Raw genomic sequence first — 14983 nt, forward strand, 5'->3', positions numbered from 1 at the left:
AATTGTGCACGCGTGTGCACTGGAGTTTTGCAGATGGACGATCACAATTCACGCTATTCAAATGACCTCGCAGGGCGAGCGTCGTTATGTCGGGACGTCATCCGTTCCGCCGGCGCCCTGGTGCTCAGCGGCTTCAGGGAGAGTTCCGGGCGTGGATTCTCGATGAAGGGGCCACAGGATTTTCTGACTGAGACGGATGCCGCGTCCGAGGCGCACATCCGTCAGGCGATCGCTGCGCACTTTCCTGGAGATGCCTTTCTTGGGGAGGAAGGCGGCGGCTCGATCGCCGAGCGCGTGTGGGTCGTCGACCCGGTGGATGGCACCGCGAATTTTGCGCGCGGAATCCCGCATTTCTGCATCTCGATCACCTATGTGGAGGGGGGCAGGGCGGAGATCGGCGCCATTTACAGTCCGGCGCAGGACGAACTCTATTTTTGTAGACGGGGGGCTGGGGCGACGTTGAATGGGAAGCCCATCAGCATCTCGTCGACGATCACTTTTGATGCCGCTTCGGTCGAAATGGGATGGTCACGCCGGGTGCCGGACGAGACCTATCTCGAAACCATGCGGCTGATGCTGGCGAGCGGTGCCAATGTCCGACGCGGCGCGTCGGGAGCACTGGCGCTTGCCTATGTTGCTGATGGGCGCTCGGACGCCTACGTGGAACTGCATATGAACTCGTGGGATTGCCTCGCCGGCCTCTTACTCGTAGCCGAAGCAGGTGGTGTCGTGTGTCCCTTCATGGAGCTAGGCAGTCTTCGGGACGGAGGACCAGTGCTTGCCTCGACACCGGCCATCGCCGATGTCGTGAGCGAGGCTTCGGGCATCCCGATCCGCGCCCGGGAATTGACCGCGGCACTTCTGCCGGCTTGAACCAACGAATGGCGGCATCGCCAGGCGAACGACACGTTCGTCGCCCCGGAGGAAATACCAATGGATGCACCCGTTTACGCGCGACCTGCGATCAGCCTGATCGCCAGGGGGATCGGTCCGCGCAATGCCAGCCTTTATATTGGCGGCAGCGATGGCGCGCGCGACATGGATTTGCTCAAGCGCCACCGGATCACTATCGTCGTCAACTGCGCTGTCAACCTGGATATTAATCTAGTGCGCGAGGAAGAGGTGGCAGTCAACGACGACCTCTGCGCGAGTGGCTACGCCGACATACGCTACTACAAGCTCGGCATGATCGATGGCGACGGCAGCCCAGACACGATGATGCTCGGCGCCTACTACATTCTTGATGGCGCCTTGCGTCAAACGATGCCCAAGCGCCCAACCTACCCCTTTGTCGATGGCGGCAACATTCTGGTGAATTGCCGCGGCGGGCGCAGCCGCTCCGTGTCACTGGTGGCGCTTTTCCTGCACAAGCAACAGCCGCATCTGTTTCCGACACTCGACGCTGCGGTCGCCCATATCCGGGAGCACCGCGAACTGAGGCCGGACGAATGGTTCGAAACGCCGAAGCCCATGCTGTACGAAGCGGCAAGACGTGCCTCTCACTGGATTGACCTCGTGGAAGCGTCCCGTGCGGAGGCGAATATCAATGGCTAATTTGCCGCAGATTGCCGTGATCGCCGATGCCCATTTTCATGATCTCGAGGCCGATTTCGGATTTCCCGCCATCGAGATCGATGGAAAGAGGCTTGCCGTCAGAAGCTGGGCGGATACACGCGAGTCGACCCGCGTGTTCAACGAGAGTGCCAAGGTGCTGGACGAGGCTTTGGCGGAGGTGGTCCGGCGGGGGATCCGCCACATCGTCCTGCTCGGCGACTACACGGATGACGGCCAGAGACAAACCACCGAGCACCTGCGCGCCATTCTGGAGCGGCATGAACGCGAGCATGGTACACGCTTCTACGCGCTTCCCGGCAACCACGACATCTTCGGCCCGAAGGGGCGTCATCACACGAAACAGTTCCTCGACGCAAACGATGCCAGGGTCTTTGTCACGAGCGATGAAGAAAAGGTTCGCCCCGGCACTTACGCCACGCCATTGATGTATTGCGAGGGATATCCGGCAGGGCTCGCATCCGTGGCCGTGTTCGGATACTTCCGGAAGCCTGACGACATCCATTGGGAGACGCCGTTCGGCGCTTCGGACAAGGTCGAAGACCGGCTCTACGAAGTCTCGTCTCCCGATGGCCGAAACAGTTATGCGCTGATGGACGCCTCCTACCTGGTCGAGCCGGAGCCCGGCCTCTGGCTGATGATGATCGACGCCAACGTGTTCGAGCCACGCGACGGGACGTTTGAGGACGGTGAGGAGGCCGCGTTCGTCGACAGTACCGGGGCCGGCTGGAATGCGCTTCTGCGGCTGAAGCCGTTCATCATCGATTGGATCGCCGATGTGTCGGCGCGCGCCCGCAGGCTCGGAAAAACGCTTCTCGCCTTTTCGCACTATCCGGTTCTCGACCCCTTCGACGGTGCGACGGGAGCTGAAAGCGTGCTCTTTGGCGAGACCAATATTGCCCGCAGAACGCCGCGTGAGGCGGTTGCACATGCGCTCGTCGACGCCGGGTTGACGCTGCATTTCAGCGGTCATCTGCATGTCGAGGGCGTCACCCGCCGGGAGCGGGACGTCCGTCCGCTCACCAATATCGCCGTGCCATCGCTGGTGGCCTTTCCGCCAGCCTTCAAGATTGTCGAGCCATCCGCCTCCGGTCTGCTGGTCGAAACCGTTGAGCTGTCCTCCATCGCTGTCGATCCACGCATCTTGTGCGGCTATCGGCGCGAAATCGCCCACCTCGGTGAAGAACGTGATCGTGCCTTTGATGCGCCCGACTACGGATTGTTTCTGAAGGCGCATAAGCGCGCCCTGGTTCAGCATCGCTACTTTCCCAAGGAATGGCCGAAAGATGTCGTCGACGAGATATCTGGGCTCTCCGTCGAAGATGTCTGCACGCGCCTCGGTGGCCCCGGCACGATGGAGGGCGTGATTGCCGCATGCCCGCCGGGGGAGGCGGCTCGATTAGCGCGCCTAGATATGCTGGAGTTGATCGCCGATTGGTACTGCCTGCGTCAGGCGGCCGTGCTTGCGCTCGACAAAATCCCTGCGCCACGCCTGAGGCTTTATCGTACGCTCGCCGCACGGTTTGGGCGCCCTCCGGAACGTGGCTGGGACGGCTCGGCGCACGAGTTCCTTTCGATCTTCTTTGGCGCGTTTGACGCTTTCCTCGCTCGCGCGGAGGCCGGTGGCCTTCGCGTCCACATTCAGAATGCACCCTCCAAAGAGGCAGCGTGTACATGACGCACCATCCGTCCATCACTGCGGCCAAGGCCGTCGCGCCTACAACGTTCAGCGAATTGCGGGAGTCCTGCCGCCTCGGCGCGCGGCGGCTGAAGGGCGGACGCCTGGAGGTGGCGAAGTTCGTGCTTGCCCACCCCTATGACGTTGCCTTTGCGAGTGCGCGGGAGGTGGCCGAACGCAGCGGCGTCTCTACGACGACAGTGATGCGCCTCGTCGGCGGTCTTGGTTTCGAAAGTTACGCAGCCTTTCAGCGGCTCTTCCGAACGGAATTGATGCGCGGCAGGCAGTAGGGCTCACAGGAGGGGCGGCATGGGTTCGGCGATCGTCGGCATCAATCTCTTCGGCGCTGTGGCTCTGCTCCTGTTCGGTCTCAACCAGGTGCGTGACGGCATGGAGCGCGCCTTCGGCGCTCGCTTGAAGGCCGGTCTCGCAGGCGGAACGTGTGACGGCCTTCGCTCCTTCTGCACCGGCCTGGTCGCGACCGTTGCACTGCAGAGCTCGACCGCCACCGCCCTCATTGCCGCGTCCTTCGTCGGGCGCGACCTCATCCTGCCACGTATGGCGCAAGTGGTGTTGCTTGGTGCCAATGTCGGAACGGCGGTGACCGCCTGGATCGTCGCATTGGGCCTCGGGTGGCTTTCGCCGCTTCTGTTGCTTTCCGGCGTTGTCATCGGGCGCGGAAGCTCGAACGCCCGCAAGGGGGCAGGCGCCGCCCTTGTCGGCGTCGGGTTGATGCTGCTGTCACTGCATCTGATCGACGCAGCGACGGCGCCGCTTCGCGCGTCGGCGGCGCTTTCGACCTTCCTTGCGCTGCTCGACAATGCCTTGCCGGTTGCGTTGGCCGTCTCCGCGGTCCTCGCCGTGCTTGCTTCGTCCAGCCTTGCGATCGTGGTGTTGATCCTCTCGCTTGCTGCGTCCGGGCACCTTTCGACAGGGCTGCTCATCGTCCTCGTACTCGGCGCAAATCTCGGTGGCGCCGTACCGCCGGTTCTTGCCACGCTCAATGCGGCGCCAAGCGCCAGGCGTGTCGCACTTGGCAACCTGATCGTGCGCGCGGCCGGCTGTGCTCTGGCGCTGCCGCTCGCCGGCTATTTCGCGCATTTGCTCGAACTGTTGCCCCTGTCGCACGACAAGCTGCCGGTCGACGCGCATCTTGGCTTCAATCTCGCATTGGCGGTTCTGGCTGCTCCCTTCGCCGGTGCACTTTCTCGTCTCACCGCACGGCTTCTGCCGGATCCGGCGAAGGCTGAGGACGGGCCATCGTTTTTGGAGCAGGGCGATCTGCAGACGCCGGTCGTAGCCCTCGCCGGTGCAAGTCGAGAAGTCCTCGGCGTCGGCGACATGATCGAACGCATGCTCGTCCAGGCAAACGACGTCTTGCAGCAGACTGATCTTTCTAAGCTTTCGACGATCAGCACGCTCGAGGGGCGGGTCGACCGCGTGCAGCACGAAATCAAGGTCTACGTCTCCCGCGTCGGGCAGACCGACATAGATGACCAATACCGCCGTCGCGCCACGGATATCGTCGATTATGCCATCAACCTCGAACACATCGGTGACATCATCGAAAAGGGTCTGCTCGCTGAACTCGGGAAAAAGATCACCCGAGGCGTGACCTTTTCCCGCGACGGCCACGACGAACTGTCGCGACTGTTCGCGATCACAATCGACAACCTGCGTATGGCGCAGGCGGTGTTTGCCACGCGTGATGACGGCATGGCGCGGCGCCTCGTCGAGGCGAAAGAGCATGTCCGCAGATTGGAACGGCTATCGGCGGAACGGCATCTGCAGCGGCTACGCGACGGGCGCGCCGAAAGCATCGAAACCAGCTCGCTTCATCTCGATATGTTGCGTGATTTGAAGCGCATCAATGCGCACATCGCCTCGGTTGCGCATCCGATCCTGGATCAAAGCGGACTATTGATCGAGAGCCGGATCAGGTCAGCGGCTTCTTGAAGCGGCAGGCTTAGCGCCTTGCCGTCTTGCGCTCGACCATCGTGACGGGAACGACCTGAAGCCGGGTTTCCATCTCCTCGGCTTCGAGTGCCTCCAGGACGTGATCGGTCAGGGCGGTGAAGGATTGTGCGACCGTGGTGAGCTCGTAGCTCTTCCAGCCTGCTTGCGGAATGTCGTCGAAGCCGACGACGGAAAGATCGGCTGGTATGCGGCGGTGCATCTCGGTGCGCGCGGCATCGAGAAAGCCGAGCGCCAAGAGGTCGGTGACGCAGAAAGCACCATCGATCGCTTCGTCGACGAGCACCTCGCAACCCGCCTGATAGCCGCTTTCGTAGCTGGTGGTGCCGCCCGACCAGGCGACGACTTCGATGCCCGCCGTTGTCATCTTCTGTTTGAACGCCGTGGTGCGGCGAAGCTGCGCAGGAGTATGGCTGCCGCTGGAAATCACGGCCACCTTCTTGCAGCGAGCCTCGATCAGCCGCAGCGCGGCGAGATCGGCGCCGCGGGAATCGTCGCTCAGAACCATGCTCGTATCGGTGCGGTCGATTTTCTGGTTGATGAGGATCAGGCGGACCCCATTGGCAACGCACTGATCAACGATCGATTCCGGCGGTTCGCCGGAGAGAACGACGATGGCCTGCGCCCGGAACTCGAACAGTAGCTCAATCAGCGGCGCGATATCCTTGCGGGCATCCGCTGCATTGAGCAGGAGGCACTGCAACCCGCGACGCAGCAGGCCGATGCTCAGAAGGTCGAGTTGTTTGGCATGGAAGGGCGAACTGAGGTTGGCGCCCACGACACCGATCAGGTTGGAGCGATCGCTGTTCAGGCCCTGCGCCAGCCGGTTGACCCGATAGCCGAGCTCGCGCGCGGCCTTCAGCACCTTGCGCCGAACGGCCTGGGAGACGCTGGCTCCGGGCGTAAACGTTCGCGAGACGGCCGAGCGCGAAACGCCCGCACGTTTTGCGACCTCTTCGGCCGTCACGAACCCTCTTGCCATGCCGCTCCCCTATAGAATCAGACAGTTTCCATCAGGGCCATAAAAGCTGCCCCATTCCAACGAAAAAGTGCGACCAAGCGTTCAAGGAGCGACGGTCCGCGGATTCCGCTCGACAACCCCTATTCACGGGTCAGTTTGCCTTCGAGTCCGTCGGCGATCGGAATGCCGGACGGTCCTTCGATCGTCGATTGAGCACGTGTTCGAAAACCAATAGAGCATACCAAAAAAATAAGAAAATAAAACAATAGCTTATGGCATTGCGCACGTGTGCATTTTTTTGTTGACAAGGCGCCTACGACGTTGGATCATGCATTCCACAGGCGGAGAGTTTTTGGAATGTTTGTTCCGTCTGTGTTCGCGGTAATGACGGCGCCTCTGAGGAGTCGGTGTCGTCGTTTTTGCAGGGCGTACGGGTCTGTCCGCGAGTGGGGAGGATTGGAGTCAGGCAGTGCGGTGTCTCGTGACCATGCGCGGCTTTGCGTGCGGCTACGTGAGATTGAGCGCGAACTCTGCTTCCCCATCAAGGCTACTGGAGCGCTGCCCGGCGTCGATCGCCGCAACAGGCCGCGCATGTCGAGTTCCAAGGGGAAGAGCATGGCCTTATTGAGTGAGACAGCCAAGGCGTCGGCTGTGCCAGACGATGGGATCGCGCCGACGGCATGGCAGCGCTGGCGGTATCGTGCGAAGGTCGCTTCGAGGGAGCCGACGACACTGATCGGTGTCCTGACGGCTGTCATGTTCACCTATCTGATCGTCGTGCCTATCATCTCGATCGTCCTGGACTCGGTCCGGGTTCAGTTCGGTCACGAGCGGCGCCTCGGCAAGGATTTCGGTGATCTGACACTTTACTATCTCGATCGTGCGTTCCTTTCTCCTGTTTCCGTTGATCTCTTCTGGCGCCCGCTCGTCAACACGCTTTCGGTTGCAGTCGGGGCGATCAGCCTGTCGCTCCTGATCGGCACGGTGCTCGCTTGGCTGATCAGTCGGACCGACATGTTCGGCCGCCGCTGGTTCGCGACCGCACTCATCGTTCCCTACATGTTGCCAGCCTGGACCTTCGCGCTTGCCTGGACGACGCTCTTCAAGAACAGGACCGTCGGCGGGCAACCGGGCTGGTTCGAGGCCATGGGGCTGACACCACCCGACTGGGTCGCCTATGGCCGTTTTCCGATCGTCGTCATCCTAGCCTTGCACTATACGCCTTTTGTCATCCTGCTCTTCGGCTCGGCCCTCCGTCGCTTCGATTCCCAACTCGAAGACTCCGCACGCATTCTCGGGGCAAGGCGTTATCAAGTGGCGCTGCAGATCATCCTGCCGTTGATGCGCCCGGCGCTGTTGTCTTCCATGGTGCTGATCTTCGCCAAATGTCTCGGCGAGTTTGGCGTGCCCTATGTGCTCGGTCTGCCCGTCAAGTTCGAGGTGCTCTCCACGTCGCTCTTCCGTAGCATCGCGTCGCGCCAGACGGGCGTTGCCGGCGTTGTCGCCGCTTCGATCATGCTGATCGGTATCGTCACCCTGATGATCGACGCCCGGCTCGTGCGCGAAGCGCGCCGCTTCGTCACGGTTGGTTCGAAGGGCTCGATGAATCGTCAAAGCCGGCTCGGCAAGTATCGCCTGCCGGCCACGGGCTTCGCGGCACTGATCTTTCTGCTGAGCGTCGGGTTGCCGCTGCTCACACTGTTTCTGTCCACCATCATGAAGCTGCCGGCACAGTTTACGCTCGACAATTTCACTCTGGACTATTGGGTCGGCCGCGATCTCCATACCGTGGCGCTGCAGACGGGTGTGTTGTTGAGCCCCGATCTCTGGGCCGCTGCCAAGAACACGCTGATGATCGTCGGCCTTGCATCCCTGACGTCGGGTATCCTCGGACTGCTTGTCGGCTATGTCGTCATCCGTACCCCCGTTAAGGCGCTCTCCGTCTACCTGCGACAGGTGACTTTCCTGCCCTATCTCGTGCCCGGCATCGCTTTTGCCGCCGCGTATCTGTCGCTCTTCGCGGTGCCGCGTGGTCCCGTGCCCGCGCTCTACGGCACCGTCACCATCCTCATCCTGGCGCTGATTGCCGACCAGATGCCCTATGCCTCGCGCGCCGGCATCTCCGCCATGACCCAGCTCGGCAAGGATCCGGAAGAGGCCGCTCAGATTGCCGGCGCCGGCTGGTTCCGCCGCATGATGTTGATCGTCATCCCGATCCAGAAGGGCTCGCTGGTCACCGGCGTCCTGCTGCCGTTCATTTCGGGCATCAAGGGATTAAGCCTGTTCGTCATCCTCGCCGTGCCGAGCACCGATGTGCTGACGACCTATTCGCTGCGGCTCGTCGACTACCACTACACCCAGGCGGCAAACGCGGTTGTGCTGATCATCGCCGCCATCGCCTATCTCGGAACGCTGGCGGCACAGAAGCTGACCAGGACCAATCTCGCAGAAGGACTCGGAAGCTGATGCCAACCATCAATCTCAGCGGCGCTCAGAAGAACTATGGCGTCAATTCCGCCAATGCCGTTTCGAACCTCGACCTCGAAATCCGCGATGGTGAATTCATGTGCCTTCTCGGGCCGTCCGGCTGCGGCAAAACGACGACGCTGCGCATGATCGCCGGCCTGGAAAACCTCTCTGACGGCGAGATCCGTATCGGCGAGCGGTTGGTCGACTCCGTGCGGGCGGGCGTGTTCATTCCGCCCGAAAAGCGGGAGATGGGGCTCGTTTTCCAAAGTTACGCGCTTTGGCCACACCTGACCATCGAGCGCAACACTGACTTCGGCCTGCGGTTGCGTAAGCTGCCGAAGGAAGAACGCGAGCAGCGGGTCGAGAAGGTCATGCAGGCGCTCGACATCGCCAAGTATCGCGACCGCTACCCTTCACAGCTTTCCGGCGGTCAGCAGCAGCGCGTGGCGCTCGCGCGCATGCTGGCGGTCAATCCGGGCGTGCTCCTGCTCGATGAGCCGCTCTCGAACCTCGACGCGCGGCTGCGCCTCGAAATGCGGGCTGAGCTCAAGCGCATCCACAAGGAGTTCAAGACGACGATCGTGTTCGTGACCCATGACCAGTGGGAAGCGATGACACTGGCGACGACGATCGCCGTCATGAACGAGGGCACGTTGCAACAAATGGGCACGCCCAACGATATCTACGACCGCCCCGCAAACCGCTTCGTCGCCGAATTCGTCGGCAGCCCTCCGATCAATATCCTGACCTTAGCGCCATCCGCATCGGCGATGTCCCGCGCTGCAGAAATCTATCTCGCCGAGCGCTATCCGTCGCTACGCGGCATCGGCTCGGTTGGTATCCGGCCGGAAGCGATAGGCTACATGACCAAGCGCGAGGAGGTTCCCGCGGGCAGTTTCACCGGCGAGATGGCGGTGACGGGCGTTCTGCCGACCGGCGGAAGCTGGATTCTGGAGCTTAGGAACGACAGCGACACGCTCTTCCTGACGACGAATGCCCTGCCACGTGTCGAGATCGGGTCGAAGGTTTCATATTTTGCGCCGCCCGAGGCGCTGCATGTCTTCGACAAGAGTGGCCAGCGCATCGCCGAGGCTGACGCGTTGCTGCGCAAGAACACGCTGAACTAAGGCGCCGGGCACCAGACGGCACACCGAAACATAATCTGAGGGAGGACAGACGATGCAAATTCGGAAGACTGACAGGACGCGACGCGCAATCAGGCGCGCCTTGCTGGCCACGACGATCTTGGCGATCAACGGACCGGCGCTGGCCGAGGAGCCGTTCGACCTGAACGCCCTCATCGAGGCCGCGCGAAAGGAAGCACCTATTAGGGTCTACGACAGCACCGGCAAGATCGTGGAAATGGCCAAGGCCTTTACCGAGAAGTATGGCGTTGCCGCCGAGGGGGCCAAGGTCAAGGCGACCGCTCAGCTCGAGATGATCATTCGCGAAGCCCGTGCCAACAATATCCAGGGGGACGTCTCGATCATCAGTGACGCACCGGCCGCTATGGCGCAGCTCATTCCGCAGGGCTTTGCCGAGAGCTGGTTGCCGCCGGACCTCGCATCCAAAATTCCGGCGGAATACCAGGACCCGCTGACGGTGGTCACCAGCGCCAATGTATGGGCCTACAACACTGAACTCTTCGACAAATGCCCGGTCACCAACATCTGGCAGCTGACGGGGCCGGAGTGGAAGGGCAAGGTCGCGATGCAGGACCCGCTCGGCAAGGCGTCCTATGTCGACTGGTTCAACCAGATGGCCAAGCACGGTGACGACCGGGTGGCCGCCGCCTACAAGGACCTCTATGGCAAGGAGCTCCAGACCGACGACGGCAGCGCAACCGCGGCCTGGGTGAAGGCGCTTGCCGCCAATGCTCCGTTGTTGACCGATGCCGATGCCGCCGCCGCCGATGCAGTCGGCGCGCCAGGGCAATCGCAGCCGTTCATGGGGCTGATGAGCTCGGCTAAGTTCCGCGATAATGCCGACAAGGGCATGAAACTCGGCCTTTGCAAGGACCTGAAGCCGTGGCTCGGCTGGATGTATCCGGGTGTCGGACTGATCACCAAGGGCACCAATAGTCCGAACGCCTCCAAACTCTTCATCCACTACGTGATGACGGCCGAAGGCATAGCACCACAGGCGGAGGACGGGAAAATATCGACGAACAAGGATGTCTCGCTGCCTGCGGACGAGCCTTCAGGCATCGGCACCGTTCTCGATCAGGTCATGCCCTATGACATGTCGACCAGTCTCGACGATTGGGATGCGCGTGAAACCTGGCAGGACCTCTGGCGGATCAACTACCAGAAGTAGTCTTGTGAACCTGAACGGTCTCCTTGGGAGGGAAGCCATGAAAGAAGGTAACAGCAAGTTTCTGGCCCTAGGGTCGGTGTTTGCCGCACTGACAACGGTAATCGCGGCCGAGGCGAAGGCAGATGAGGCGTTCAACCTCGACGCACTGGTCGAGGCCGCAAGAAAAGAAAAGCCAATCAACGTCTATGACAGCACCGGCAAGATCGTCGAGATGGCGGAGGCCTTCACCGCCAAGTATGGGGTGAAGGCAACGGGTGTCAAAGTCTCGGCCAACAGCCAACTGGAGATGATCATTCGCGAGGCGCAGGCCGGCAACGTCCAGGGCGATGTCGCCCTCATCACCGACGCGCCGGCCGCACTGGCGCAGCTTTTGCCGCAGGGCTTTGTCGAGAGCTATCTGCCCGGCGACATGAAGGCGAAGATACCGGCAGCCTTCCAGAACCCTCTGGCGATTTCGACGAATGCCAACGTCTGGGCATATAACACCGAAGCCTATGACAAGTGCCCGGTCAGCAATATCTGGGAACTGACGGAGGAGAAATGGAAGGGCAAGATCGCGCTCGTCGATCCCCTGACCAAGAGTACCTATACCGACTGGTTCAACCAGTTGGAGAAACACGCCGATGCCAAAGTCGCGGAGGCTTATAAGGTCCGCTTCGGCAAGGACCTGGAGACGGGTGAAAGGAGCGCTGCGGCGGCCTGGATCAAGGCTCTGGCCCAGAACGGACCGCTCGTTACAGATGGCGACGATCCGGTGGCCGAGGCGGTCGGCGCCGCCGGCCAGAAGGAACCTTTCTTCGGACTTCTGAGTTCGGCGAAGTTCCGCGACAACGCGGGCAAGGGCTACAAGCTCGGTCTATGCACGGAGCTCCAGCCATGGGTGGGCTGGACCTACACCAAGCTCGGTCTCGTCGCGTCCAAAACGGCGAGCCCGAACGCTGCGAAGCTCTTCATCCACTACGTGCTGACGGAAGAGGGGATCTCGCCGCAGATGAAGGATGGCAAGCTGCCAACCAACATCGACATCAAGATGCCGGCGGACGAGCCGTCGGGGATCATGGAAGTGGCGGACCGCCTGTTCCCCTACGATGCGGCAACGGGTCTTGAAGATTTCGACCGGCGCGAGGAGTGGCAGGACTTCTGGCGCCTGCACTACAGCAAATAGAAACGTCGGGCGGCGCGACATCGCGAGGACAGGTCGCGCCGGCCCGCTTTGCATGAACGGAAAGAGAGTATGAACAAACCCTATCCGGCGGTAAGCCACAGTCCCCCTGTTGATGCGGGCAGGCTTGCCCGCTCACGTCACCTGATGAAGATCGCCGAGGGTGCCGCGCGCGCCGTGGGACCGTCGCTGCTTGCGGCCTTTCGTTCGGAAATGGCGATCGACTACAAGCGCGACCTGCACGACGTCGTGACGATCCACGACAGGAATGCCGAGGCGCTGATCCGCGAGTACGTCTTCGCGAACGAACCGAACTCGGCCATGCTCGGTGAAGAAGGCGGTCAGGTCGGCGAGGGTGAAATCCAATGGTATGTCGACCCGATCGACGGAACGGCGAACTTCGCTCGGGGGCTCGCCTTTTGGTGCGTGTCGATCGCCGCGGTCGCAGAGGGCGTCGTCGTGGCAGGAGCCGTCTACGACCCGGTCGCGGGCCTGCTTTTCGCTGCCGATCTCGAGCGCTCCTATTTGAACGGAGAATGCATCGCCTCCAAGGCAGTCGGCGACGAAAACCGTGCAACCTTGATCACAGGATATCCGGTTTCGAGGGACTTTCGCCTCGATGGGCGGGACGTCGCCCTTCGCCGCTTTGGCGGTCTGGTCGAAACCTTCTCGACGTTGCGCAGGCCGGGCAGTGCCGCCCTCAGCATTGCGTATGTGGCGGCCGGGTTCGTCGATGCTGCAGCCGGTTTCGGCGTCAATGCCTGGGATGTGGCCGCCGCCACGCTGATCCTGAAGAATGCCGGCGGCCGTTACGAGCCGCTGACCCTCGGTAAGGTGCCGGTCGGTTCTGCCGATTATCTATGCCCGGGCTATGTGGCCTACGGCGCCGGCGCCGACTATCCGACCTTGAACCGTATCGCTGCCGCCATTTCCGATGGCCGCACGGCAAAAGCCTTGGCGCCATCATCGCAGACGAGGTAAGCATGCAGCGCAGTACAACCGACCCGATCGCCACCGGCAAGAGCAGCGGCGAACTGGCGAAGCTCAGTCTCATCTATGCCAGGCATCCGGCCTATGATGTCGACATCTTCATCGCGGGCAAGGAAGGGGCCAGCGATCTCGATCTCCTGCGCAGAAATGGCATCACCACCGTTGTCAATTGTGCCGTCAACCTCGATTTCAATTTCGTCAGAGCGTCGCAACTCGTCTCGGATCATCGAAACAGCGTCCATGGACCAGGCGAAATCCGCTACTACAAGATCGGGCTGATCGATGGCGACGGGAACCCGGACACTCAGATGCTTGCGGCGCACTACATCCTGCGGGCTGCGCTGGAGCAGATCCTGCCCGAGAAACCTTCCTATCCGCGACGCGAGCGCGGCGGGGTCCTCGTCAATTGCCGCGGTGGACGCTCACGCTCCGTTGCCGTCGTGTCGTTGTTTCTCCATCTCACGCTGCCGGAAGAGTTCCCAACCCTGGAGGCGGCGATAGGCTTTGTTCGTGATAAGCGCGGCCTTCCCGAGGACGAGTGGTACAAGGCGCCAAAGCCCGTGCTGACGGAGGCGGCGCGGCGCGCTGCCGGATGGGCGCGGGCAATCGGTTGCTAAAGTCCGACAAATGGACCCAGGTCCGATTGCGCCCCCCGGGCGTCGTTCACATACTTGCCCATCGAGACCAGGGACGCCGCAACGCCGGTTCATTCACCCACGCTTCCAGGACCTTCCAGGATGCTGCCGAGCGAAACTGCGCCAGCCAAAGGGGCGTTTTGCTGACCGGCCTCCTCTTGACGACAAGGTCTCCTCTTTCGGCCTTGCGGATATTGCCCCTTGTCGCTTTGGTGGAGAGCTTGTTGTAGACGTGGTCGAACCCGTTCTTCAGATCGGTAACGTGCCAGGACAAAATGTCATGAGTGGAAGCGGTTTGAAAAAAATCCTGGTGACTGGGGGAGCCGGATTTATCGGACAACATCTCGTGCGACGGTTGTTGGAAACTGGCCGACAAGTTGTGGTGCTGGATGATTTGAGCTCAGGAAAGCGTGGAAATGTTCCACTGGCAGCCACCTTCATTATAGGTTCGATTTTGGACCGAGAGGTGATTGAAGAGGCGCTTTGCGGTGTCGATGCCTGCATCCACTTGGCTGCCGTCGCTTCGGTTGAGAAATGCAATCGACAACTGACGTCTTCTCATGCGATCAACATAACCGGGTTCCTGAACCTTGTTGAGGCAATTGCCAATTCCGGTGCCAAGCGGACAATTGTCTATGCCTCTTCGGCTGCCGTTTATGGAGTCAGCCAGAGCCTGCCGCTTTCGGAAGAGGGGAGGTGCGCTCCTCTGTCACCCTATGGTGCGGACAAGCTATCTTGCGAATTGCACGCGCGAGCGGCCTACGAAGTTTACGGGATTTCGACGACAGGTCTTCGTTTATTCAACGTCTTCGGACCAGGTCAGGACTCGCAGTCACCCTATTCCGGGGTGATTGCCAGGTTCGCGCAAAGATTGAGTAACAATGAGAATGTTGTGATCCATGGCGATGGCATGCAGACGCGGGATTTTGTTTACGTCGACGATGTGATTGAAGCGCTTATCCGGTCAGTGGAACGTCGCCCAGACGGTGCCCGTGTCTTGAACGTTTGTAGTGGTGTCGAGACGTCGATCAATGACCTCGCACGAGTAATGATCGAAGAGACCAAATCAGGTTGCGGCGTCGACCACGTTGACGGGTTGCCCGGTGAAGTCAGGCGCTCCCGGGGGTGCGTGCGAGCTCTTCAGGCGGAGCTCGATTTTCGATGCCGCACGGATCTTCGTGCTGGACTGGCACAATTGCTGGCGCCGATTCGACAATAACGGAAGG

At 61.2% G+C, this 14983-nt stretch carries 13 protein-coding genes; 12 read left to right on the plus strand and 1 reads right to left on the minus strand.

Features of this window, described 5'->3' with window-relative positions; genetic code table 11:
- The first annotated feature begins 33 nt into the window (after positions 1–33).
- From QM996_RS22925 to QM996_RS22945, 5 genes are read left to right on the plus strand one after another with little or no spacing between them, the layout of a single operon-like run.
- Positions 34–873 (plus strand): inositol monophosphatase family protein, encoded by an 840-nt coding sequence (locus QM996_RS22925; protein WP_334198336.1) that lies wholly within the window; start codon positions 34–36, stop codon positions 871–873.
- A gap of 60 nt (positions 874–933) precedes the next feature.
- Positions 934–1554, plus strand: a complete 621-nt coding sequence (locus QM996_RS22930; RefSeq protein ID WP_334198337.1) for a dual specificity protein phosphatase family protein — start codon at positions 934–936, stop codon at positions 1552–1554.
- Positions 1547–3250 carry a metallophosphoesterase family protein gene (locus QM996_RS22935; protein ID WP_334198338.1) on the plus strand — a complete coding sequence of 568 codons (1704 nt, stop codon included), beginning with the start codon at positions 1547–1549 and terminating at the stop codon, positions 3248–3250. The genes QM996_RS22930 and QM996_RS22935 overlap by 8 nt, the downstream gene beginning before the upstream one ends.
- Entirely contained in the window at positions 3247–3540 is a 294-nt protein-coding gene (locus tag QM996_RS22940; protein WP_334198339.1) for a MurR/RpiR family transcriptional regulator, read from the plus strand. The genes QM996_RS22935 and QM996_RS22940 overlap by 4 nt, the downstream gene beginning before the upstream one ends.
- A gap of 19 nt (positions 3541–3559) precedes the next feature.
- Positions 3560–5206 (plus strand): Na/Pi cotransporter family protein, encoded by a 1647-nt coding sequence (locus QM996_RS22945; protein WP_334198340.1) that lies wholly within the window; start codon positions 3560–3562, stop codon positions 5204–5206.
- A 10-nt stretch (positions 5207–5216) separates the two neighbouring features.
- Here the strand turns inward: QM996_RS22945 and QM996_RS22950 are convergent, their stop codons facing one another.
- Complete coding sequence (locus tag QM996_RS22950) at positions 5217–6206, minus strand: LacI family DNA-binding transcriptional regulator (RefSeq protein ID WP_334198341.1); 990 nt, start codon at positions 6204–6206, stop codon at positions 5217–5219.
- Between the two features lie 594 nt (positions 6207–6800).
- Between QM996_RS22950 and QM996_RS22955 the strand changes: the two genes are divergently transcribed.
- The 7 genes from QM996_RS22955 (at position 6801) to QM996_RS22985 (ending at position 14976) form a co-directional block, all read left to right on the plus strand.
- Entirely contained in the window at positions 6801–8651 is a 1851-nt protein-coding gene (locus tag QM996_RS22955) for an ABC transporter permease (protein ID WP_334198342.1), read from the plus strand.
- Positions 8651–9781 carry an ABC transporter ATP-binding protein gene (locus QM996_RS22960; RefSeq protein WP_334198343.1) on the plus strand — a complete coding sequence of 377 codons (1131 nt, stop codon included), beginning with the start codon at positions 8651–8653 and terminating at the stop codon, positions 9779–9781. The genes QM996_RS22955 and QM996_RS22960 overlap by 1 nt, the downstream gene beginning before the upstream one ends.
- Positions 9782–9833: 52 nt before the next feature.
- Positions 9834–10970 carry an ABC transporter substrate-binding protein gene (locus QM996_RS22965; protein WP_334198344.1) on the plus strand — a complete coding sequence of 379 codons (1137 nt, stop codon included), beginning with the start codon at positions 9834–9836 and terminating at the stop codon, positions 10968–10970.
- A 37-nt stretch (positions 10971–11007) separates the two neighbouring features.
- Entirely contained in the window at positions 11008–12135 is a 1128-nt protein-coding gene (locus tag QM996_RS22970; RefSeq protein ID WP_334198345.1) for an ABC transporter substrate-binding protein, read from the plus strand.
- 69 nt (positions 12136–12204) lie between these two features.
- Positions 12205–13113: an inositol monophosphatase family protein gene (locus QM996_RS22975; protein ID WP_334198346.1), complete on the plus strand. Its 909-nt coding sequence runs from the start codon at positions 12205–12207 to the stop codon at positions 13111–13113.
- Positions 13114–13115: 2 nt separating this feature from the next.
- Positions 13116–13739: a dual specificity protein phosphatase family protein gene (locus QM996_RS22980; protein ID WP_334198347.1), complete on the plus strand. Its 624-nt coding sequence runs from the start codon at positions 13116–13118 to the stop codon at positions 13737–13739.
- A 298-nt stretch (positions 13740–14037) separates the two neighbouring features.
- Entirely contained in the window at positions 14038–14976 is a 939-nt protein-coding gene (locus tag QM996_RS22985) for an NAD-dependent epimerase/dehydratase family protein (RefSeq protein ID WP_334198348.1), read from the plus strand.
- The last annotated feature ends 7 nt before the right edge of the window (positions 14977–14983 follow it).

It is taken from the genome of Sinorhizobium chiapasense (assembly GCF_045277575.1).
GTDB lineage: Bacteria > Pseudomonadota > Alphaproteobacteria > Rhizobiales > Rhizobiaceae > Ensifer > Ensifer chiapasense_A.

Excerpts from the sequence above, each read along its gene's own strand:
- QM996_RS22985 (WP_334198348.1), top strand. The coding sequence starts at position 14,038 with ATGAGTGGAAGCGGTTTGAAAAAAATCCTGGTGACTGGGGGAGCCGGA.
- QM996_RS22930 (WP_334198337.1), top strand. The coding sequence starts at position 934 with ATGGATGCACCCGTTTACGCGCGACCTGCGATCAGCCTGATCGCCAGG.
- QM996_RS22950 (WP_334198341.1), bottom strand. The coding sequence starts at position 6,206 with ATGGCAAGAGGGTTCGTGACGGCCGAAGAGGTCGCAAAACGTGCGGGC.
- QM996_RS22940 (WP_334198339.1), top strand. The coding sequence starts at position 3,247 with ATGACGCACCATCCGTCCATCACTGCGGCCAAGGCCGTCGCGCCTACA.
- QM996_RS22935 (WP_334198338.1), top strand. The coding sequence starts at position 1,547 with ATGGCTAATTTGCCGCAGATTGCCGTGATCGCCGATGCCCATTTTCAT.
- QM996_RS22980 (WP_334198347.1), top strand. The coding sequence starts at position 13,116 with ATGCAGCGCAGTACAACCGACCCGATCGCCACCGGCAAGAGCAGCGGC.
- QM996_RS22945 (WP_334198340.1), top strand. The coding sequence starts at position 3,560 with ATGGGTTCGGCGATCGTCGGCATCAATCTCTTCGGCGCTGTGGCTCTG.
- QM996_RS22925 (WP_334198336.1), top strand. The coding sequence starts at position 34 with ATGGACGATCACAATTCACGCTATTCAAATGACCTCGCAGGGCGAGCG.
- QM996_RS22975 (WP_334198346.1), top strand. The coding sequence starts at position 12,205 with ATGAACAAACCCTATCCGGCGGTAAGCCACAGTCCCCCTGTTGATGCG.
- QM996_RS22965 (WP_334198344.1), top strand. The coding sequence starts at position 9,834 with ATGCAAATTCGGAAGACTGACAGGACGCGACGCGCAATCAGGCGCGCC.
- QM996_RS22960 (WP_334198343.1), top strand. The coding sequence starts at position 8,651 with ATGCCAACCATCAATCTCAGCGGCGCTCAGAAGAACTATGGCGTCAAT.
- QM996_RS22955 (WP_334198342.1), top strand. The coding sequence starts at position 6,801 with ATGGCCTTATTGAGTGAGACAGCCAAGGCGTCGGCTGTGCCAGACGAT.
- QM996_RS22970 (WP_334198345.1), top strand. The coding sequence starts at position 11,008 with ATGAAAGAAGGTAACAGCAAGTTTCTGGCCCTAGGGTCGGTGTTTGCC.